Here is a 6,143-nt window from a genome sequence, read left to right as displayed (position 1 = left end):
CCCCCCCCCCCCCCCCCCCCCCCCCCCCCCCCCCCCCCCCCCCCCCCCCCCCCCCCCCCCCCCCCCCCCCCCCCCCCACCCGGGGCTGCGCCGCATGATCACGGCTCGCGCCGAGATCGGCGGGCTCACCGTGGGCAGCCTGCACGCCCTCTACGCCGACGGCGAGGACTCCGCCGACCCCGAGGGGCAGGCGGTGCTCGGCTACGTCGCCGCCTGCATCGCGCACATGTACGGCGACCAGAGCGGCCTGCCGGTGCACGGTGACGGCCCGGTGGTCGCGGCGCTCGCCGACGGCCTGGCCGTGGTGGACCGGGAGGGGCACGTACGGCTCTGGAACCCGGCCGCCGCTCAGGTGACCGGCCGTTCCTCCGCCGAGGCGCTGAACCGGCCACTGCCCTTCCCGCTTCCCCCGTCCGGCCAGGTGCTCGACCACCAGATGCCGGACGGGCGCTGGCTGCGGATCACCTCGGGGGAGCTGGCCGGGCCCGGCACCCAGCGGGTGGTCACCTTCCGCGACATCACCGACCAGCAGCGCCGCGACTCCGAGCGGGACCTCTTCGTCGCGGTGACCAGCCACGAGCTGCGCACCCCGGTCACCGTTATCAAGGGGTACGCGGACACCCTCACCGACCACTGGGAGTCGCTGACCGACACCGACCGCCGGCAGGCCGCCCGGATCATCGGGCAGCGCGCCAACGAACTGGCCCGGCTGATCGACCGGCTGCTCTCCTCGGCCATCGACGGGCGGTCCGCCGGTGAGCCGGCCGTCCCGTTCGACCTGGGCGACGCGCTGCGCGCCACGGTGCCGGACCTCCCCGCCGACCTGCGCCACCGACTCGTCCTCGACCTGCCGGCCCACCTGCCCAAGGCGCTCGGCGACCGGCACAGCATGGCCACCGTGCTGACCGAGCTGAGCACCAACGCCGGCAAGTACTCGCCGCCGGAGTCGCCGATCGAGGTCACCGCCGGCACCGACGGGCAGACCGTCCTGTTCCGGGTCAGCGACCGGGGCATCGGCATCCGGCCCGAGCACGTGGAGCGGGCCTTCGACCGGTTCTGGCAGGGCGAGTCCGGGGACCGCCGCGGCTATCCCGGGGCGGGGCTCGGTCTCTATCTCGTCCGCCGGATCGTTGAACAGCAGAATGGATGGGTATCCCTCCGGCCGAGGAACGGCGGCGGTACGGTCGCAGAGGTGCGGCTGCCGCGGGCGTGACCCGCCGGGGCACCGGGGGACGGGGCAAGAAGGAGCAAGGGTGTCGGCGTACGCGGTCGAGCGTTCGTGGTGCGTGGTGGTTCCCCACCACGCCACCGGAGCGCGGCTGGCCCGGCACCGGCTCGCCGACGAGCTCGCCGAGGTCGTACCCCCGGTCCTGCTGGCCGACCTGGTGGCGGTCCTGGCCGAGCTGGTCGGCAACGCGGTCCGGCACGCCGACCCGCTGCCCGGCGGAGTGGTCCGGGTGGCCTGGCGGTTGCGGCCCACACCGGGCGGCCCCGTCGTGTCGGTCCGGGTGACCGACGGCGGCGCGCCCGCCGGTCCACGGCTACGGGCGGCCAGCCCGGACGCGGTCGACGGCCGGGGCCTGCACATCGTCTCCGGCCTGGCCAGCCGCTGGGGCGTCGAGCGCGACGGCCTGGGCCAGAGCGTCTGGGCGGAGTTCGACCCGGCCGGCTCGACCCGGTCCGACCTGGTCGTCGCCCGGTGACCGGTCCCCGGGGGCGGGTCCTCCCCACGCCGTCCCGGTCCGGCCTCTAGGCTGTCTCGCCGTGAGCAAGCGTCGAAAGAACCAGCGCGCCGTCGAAGCGACCCCCCGTCGGGAGAAGGTCCGCGACATCTTCGTCCCGCGCCCCTTCGAGGGGCTGACGGACGAACCGGAGTGGATCGCCCTGCGCGAGCTGGTGCCGGCCGCCTCCGCGCCGCTGCGGCTCACCCCGGAGCTGGTCGAGGAGTACGGCGACCGCCCGGTCACCCTCGCCACCGTGCTGCCGATGGCCGCCCCGGCAATGACCAAGCCGGACGGGCGGGTCTTCATCGGGCTGCAGCGCCACCAGCAGTCCGGTGACGTCTCCCGCGACCTGGCCGAGGCGCTGCTCTGCGCGCTGCGTACCGAGCCGGGCGGCCAGGTGACCGTGCCGCCGCTGCCGGGCCCCGGCCCGCGCCTGCAGGACGTGCTGGTGGACGGCCCGCTGGAGGTCACCATGCACGACGGCTTCGAGTTCTGGCTCGACCCGGGCGCGGCCGACGACCCGACGGTGCAGGCCTCGCTGGAGCGGGCGAACGCCGCGATCTACCCGACCGTACGGCTCGACGCCGCCCGGGCCGCGTACTGGTGCCAGGTGCCGGAGAAGGCCCACGTGCGCTGGGTGCTGCCGGAGGACGAGGACACCGCCCTGGACGCGCTGTCCCGGCTCTCCGCCGCCGGGACCCTGACCCTGGGCGAGGGCACCCGGTTCGCCGGCATGTTCCGCGCGCACGGTCGGCTGGTGCCGGTCTGGGACCTGCCCGAGGACGTCCCGGCCGCCGACTGGGAGGCCCCGGTGACCGCCTTCGCCGAGCGGTACGCCGAGATGCTGGAGGAGAAGGAGCCGCTGGACGCCGCCGGACGGCGCGCCCGCCAGGGCCTGCTCGGCCGCCAGCTCACCCTGCGCTGACCCCGGGGGCCGCCGCCTTCTCCGCGTCCGCCCCGCCCGCCCGCCTCGCGGTCAGGCGGGGCGCAGTGGTTGGCGGACCAGCGGGCAGGACATGCAGCGGGGGCCGCCCCGGCCGGAGCCCAGTTCGGAACCGGCGATCGGGATGACCTCGATGCCGGCCCGTTCGAGCTGAGCATTCGTCTCGGTGTTGCGCTCGTAACCGACGCAGAGCCGGGGTGCCAGGGCGAGGGTGTTGTTGCCGTCGTCCCACTGCTCGCGTTCGGCGGTGACCGGGTCCAGCCCGGTGTCGATCACCCTCAGCTGGTCGAGGTCCATCGCGTCGGCGGCGGCGCGCAGGAACGGCGCCGGCCCGTCCACCTGCGGCTCGCCGTCCGGCCCGGCGATCACGGTGTACGCCGAGAGGCTGCTGGCGATGTTCGGGTACATCAGCACGGCGTCGACGTCGACCATGGTGCAGACGGTGTCGAGGTGCATGGTGGCGCGTTCCTGGGCGATCGGCACCACCAGGATGGTGTGCGCCAGCCCGGCGGCGAAGACCTGCCGGGCCAGCCGTTCCGCGCCCGCCGGGGTGGTCCGCTCGCCCACCCCGACCGCGAGCACGCCGGGGGCGAGCAGCAGCACGTCGCCGCCCTCCAGGTGCTCCAGCTCCGGGTGGTAGACGAACTCGGTGCCGACGAAGCGCGGATGGTGGCGGTAGATCGCGTCGGTCAGCGTGGTCTCCCGCCGACGGGCCGGCATGGCGAGGCTGGTGACACCGACCCGGCCGCCGATCCACAGTGACGAGTCGCGGGTGAAGAGCAGGTTGGGCAGCGGATCGATGACGAAGTCGTGCCGGTCCATCAGCGTCCACACCAGTCCGCCGGGGCGCTCCGGGCTGACCCGCACCTCCTCGTGGGCGAGCCCGGCGATGAGCACGTCCGCGAGCGCCGCCGGGTCGAGGTAGGCGAGGTGGTCGGTGACCCGGCGGCGCAGGGTGTCGCCCAGCCGTGGCGAGCGGAGCACCTGCTCGGTCAGTTCGGCGCGCGCGTCGGGGACGGCCAGGGTCTCGGCGAGCAGGGTGGCGAGGTAGAGCACCTCCACGCCGCGTTCGCGCAGCGCCGCCGCGAAGGCGTCGTGCTCCTCCTGCGCCCGTCCCACCCATGGGATAGCGTCGAAGAGCAATGAGTCGTTGTTGCGGGGGGTGAGCCGGGCCAGCTCGGGTCCCGGGCGGTGCAGCAGCACCGTGCCGAGCCGACCGACCTCGCTGTCCACGTAGTGGGTCACCCTCGCAGCGTAGGGCAGGCGCGAAGAGTGTTCATGGAAAGAAGTGTGGATGAATATGGCATTCATCCGCACTCATTCCGGCGCTCCAACTTGCCGTACCCCCCGGATGGCGACGTAGGGTAGTGAGGACATAACTTCGAGGGACCTTTTGCCGGAGGTCGCGATGACTGTCTTTCCCGCTCGTCGAGCCGTACCCACCCGGGCACTGCCGCCCGTGACGGTGCCGCACCCCCGGGCCGAGGCGCCGTCGGCGCTGGAGCCGGCCCGCCCGACCCCGCTGGAGTGGGCCCGCCGCCGCCGGGCGGAGCGGGGCGCGCGCCGGCTGGAGGCCGCCGGGGCCCGCGCGCTCGGCCAGCTCGACCACCTGGGCCCCGCCTGGCACGTCATCGAGTGGCCGCGCACCGACGTCGCGGACGTGCTGCTCGACCGCGGCCAGGACGACCGGGCCGGCTTCCTCGCCATCGGCCCGAGCGGGCTCTTCGCGGTGAGCATCGCCGACCACGGGCGCGCCCGGGTGCTGGTCGCCGGGGACGTGGTCCAGATCAACGGCAAGCGGCCGCCGTACGTGGCCGAGGCCCGGCGCGACGCCAAGCGGGCGAGCAAGGCGCTCTCCGACGCGGTCGGCCTGCCGATCCCGGTGACGCCGGTGCTGACCTTCGTCGGCTCCGGCGTCATCAGCGTGTACGGCCTGCCGAAGGACTGCCTCATGGCGACCCACCGGGAGCTGGACCGGCTCCTCGTGGCCGGGGGCAACCGGATCAGTCCGGCCACCGCCGAGAAGCTGTCCCGGGTCGCGCAGCAGCCGCAGACGTGGCTCAACGGCACGTACCGTCCCGCCGCCGACTACCGGTGGTACGACGAGGGCCGAACGGCCGCTGACAAGCCGGCCGCCCGCCGGTAACGTCACCGACGACGCCACGCGGCCCAGTGTTCACCGAGGTCACCTAAGGTCCGCGCCGTCGCCGGCCGCCCGGTCGTTCCGGGCATCCGATCGTCACCGGCGGCCGGTGGCAGCAGCGCGGTACAGCGACCGTCGCGACGACCGGCTAGCGTGGACAGACCGTCGGTGTACATAGGAGGCTCGGTGGCCCACGTCGAACTCTCGCTCTCCGAAGTGTTCGCGCCCGAGTCGCGGACACCGACCGAGCAGGAGTCCGACAACGTCGGGCAATGGTCCGCCACGGTCTCCCACGCCGACGAGCCCTGCCTGCTGATCGACTCGGACACCCGGGTCGTGGCCATCTCGTCGTCCGGCTGCCGCCTGCTCTGCCTCGGCGCCCCCGAGGACGTGGTGGGCCTGCCGCTGCTGGAGGGCCGGCTGCGGCTGCTCGACTTCACCGCGGCCCGGGGCGAGCTGACCGAGCAGGACACCGACAAGATCCCGCCGTTGCTCGCGCTGCACTCCGGCCGGCTCGCCCGGGGCCTGCTGCGGATCCAGGCCGCCGGCGAGGACGCCCCCGACGCCACGGTCGACGCCATCTCCACCCCGGTGCTCGCCACCGGCGCGGTGGCCGGCTCGCTCACCTTCTTCTCCGAGGTCTGACCTGCGGGTGAGATGTGGCATGCGCCGCACGCCGCGATGCTGGGGCCGACAGTCGCCGACACCGTAAGGTGCCCTCATGCTCGATGTCGCCCTGCTCCCGGGGGAGTACGCCGTGTGCCGGCTGGCCGCCGGCACCCCTCTGCCCCCCGCCCTCTGGGCCGAGCCGGGCGTCGCGGACGTGGTCACAGTGAGCTGGACCGCCGACGGGATCTCGGTCATCTGCCCCGCCGCACGGGCGCCCGCCGAGGCGGAGGTGGAGACCGACTGGCGGTGCCTGCGCGTGGTCGGCCCACTCGACCTCGCGGTCTCCGGCACCCTCGCCTCCCTGGTCGACCCGCTCGCCGAGGCCCGGGTCAGCGTGGTCGCCTTCTCCACCTACGACACCGACCACGTGCTGGTCCCCGCGGTACGCCTGCGGGCGGCCACCGTCGCGCTGGAACGGGCCGGGCACCGGGTGCTGCGCTGACCTTCACCGCGCCGCCGGATCCTCCTACGATGGGCTCGGCCACCCCCTCCCGGCCGCCACGATCCGACGCCGTCGAGGCTCGCTCCCCCTGAGGACCGGTCCGTGCCGCCTGACGCACCGCACCGCACCCCGCCCCGCCGGCTGATCGTCACCGGCGCCCTGGTCGCCGTCCTGCCGCTGGCCGCCTGCGCCGCCCCGCCGGAACGACGCCCACCCACACCC

6 protein-coding genes and 1 pseudogene are annotated in these 6,143 nt (G+C 74.7%); 6 read left to right on the top strand and 1 reads right to left on the bottom strand.

Annotated elements, in window-relative coordinates:
- Nucleotides 1-79: 79 nt before the first annotated feature.
- The 3 genes and pseudogenes from ACSNN7_RS28425 to ACSNN7_RS28415 form a co-directional block, all read left to right on the top strand.
- A pseudogene (locus tag ACSNN7_RS28425) lies at nucleotides 80-1,213 on the top strand (PAS domain-containing sensor histidine kinase); the annotation flags it as partial.
- Nucleotides 1,214-1,286: 73 nt separating this feature from the next.
- Nucleotides 1,287-1,703: an ATP-binding protein gene (locus tag ACSNN7_RS28420; protein ID WP_436684128.1), complete on the top strand. Its 417-nt coding sequence runs from the start codon at nucleotides 1,287-1,289 to the stop codon at nucleotides 1,701-1,703.
- A gap of 61 nt (nucleotides 1,704-1,764) precedes the next feature.
- A complete protein-coding gene (locus ACSNN7_RS28415) occupies nucleotides 1,765-2,649 on the top strand; it encodes a DUF5926 family protein (protein ID WP_436684127.1) in 885 nt (294 codons plus the stop codon).
- A gap of 51 nt (nucleotides 2,650-2,700) precedes the next feature.
- On the opposite strand, the gene ACSNN7_RS28410 is transcribed toward ACSNN7_RS28415, so the two are convergent.
- Nucleotides 2,701-3,912 carry an arginine deiminase gene (locus ACSNN7_RS28410; protein WP_436684126.1) on the bottom strand — a complete coding sequence of 404 codons (1,212 nt, stop codon included), beginning with the start codon at nucleotides 3,910-3,912 and terminating at the stop codon, nucleotides 2,701-2,703.
- Nucleotides 3,913-4,075: 163 nt separating this feature from the next.
- Between ACSNN7_RS28410 and ACSNN7_RS28405 the strand changes: the two genes are divergently transcribed.
- The 3 genes from ACSNN7_RS28405 (at nucleotide 4,076) to ACSNN7_RS28395 (ending at nucleotide 5,921) form a co-directional block, all read left to right on the top strand.
- Complete coding sequence (locus tag ACSNN7_RS28405; protein WP_334453644.1) at nucleotides 4,076-4,813, top strand: hypothetical protein; 738 nt, start codon at nucleotides 4,076-4,078, stop codon at nucleotides 4,811-4,813.
- A 183-nt stretch (nucleotides 4,814-4,996) separates the two neighbouring features.
- Nucleotides 4,997-5,455: a PAS domain-containing protein gene (locus ACSNN7_RS28400; RefSeq protein WP_436684125.1), complete on the top strand. Its 459-nt coding sequence runs from the start codon at nucleotides 4,997-4,999 to the stop codon at nucleotides 5,453-5,455.
- A 76-nt stretch (nucleotides 5,456-5,531) separates the two neighbouring features.
- A complete protein-coding gene (locus ACSNN7_RS28395) occupies nucleotides 5,532-5,921 on the top strand; it encodes an ACT domain-containing protein (RefSeq protein WP_436684124.1) in 390 nt (129 codons plus the stop codon).
- Nucleotides 5,922-6,143: the final 222 nt, after the last annotated feature.

Source organism: Micromonospora sp. URMC 105 (assembly GCF_051386295.1).
In the GTDB taxonomy this organism is placed as follows: Bacteria; Actinomycetota; Actinomycetes; order Mycobacteriales; family Micromonosporaceae; genus Micromonospora.
Note: the sequence above shows the minus strand (reverse complement) of the source record. Positions and strands in the feature narration are given on the sequence as shown.

What these genes read in the sequence shown, in the direction of transcription:
- ACSNN7_RS28405 (WP_334453644.1), top strand. Translation starts at nt 4,076, where the DNA reads ATGACTGTCTTTCCCGCTCGTCGAGCCGTACCCACCCGGGCACTGCCG.
- ACSNN7_RS28395 (WP_436684124.1), top strand. Translation starts at nt 5,532, where the DNA reads ATGCTCGATGTCGCCCTGCTCCCGGGGGAGTACGCCGTGTGCCGGCTG.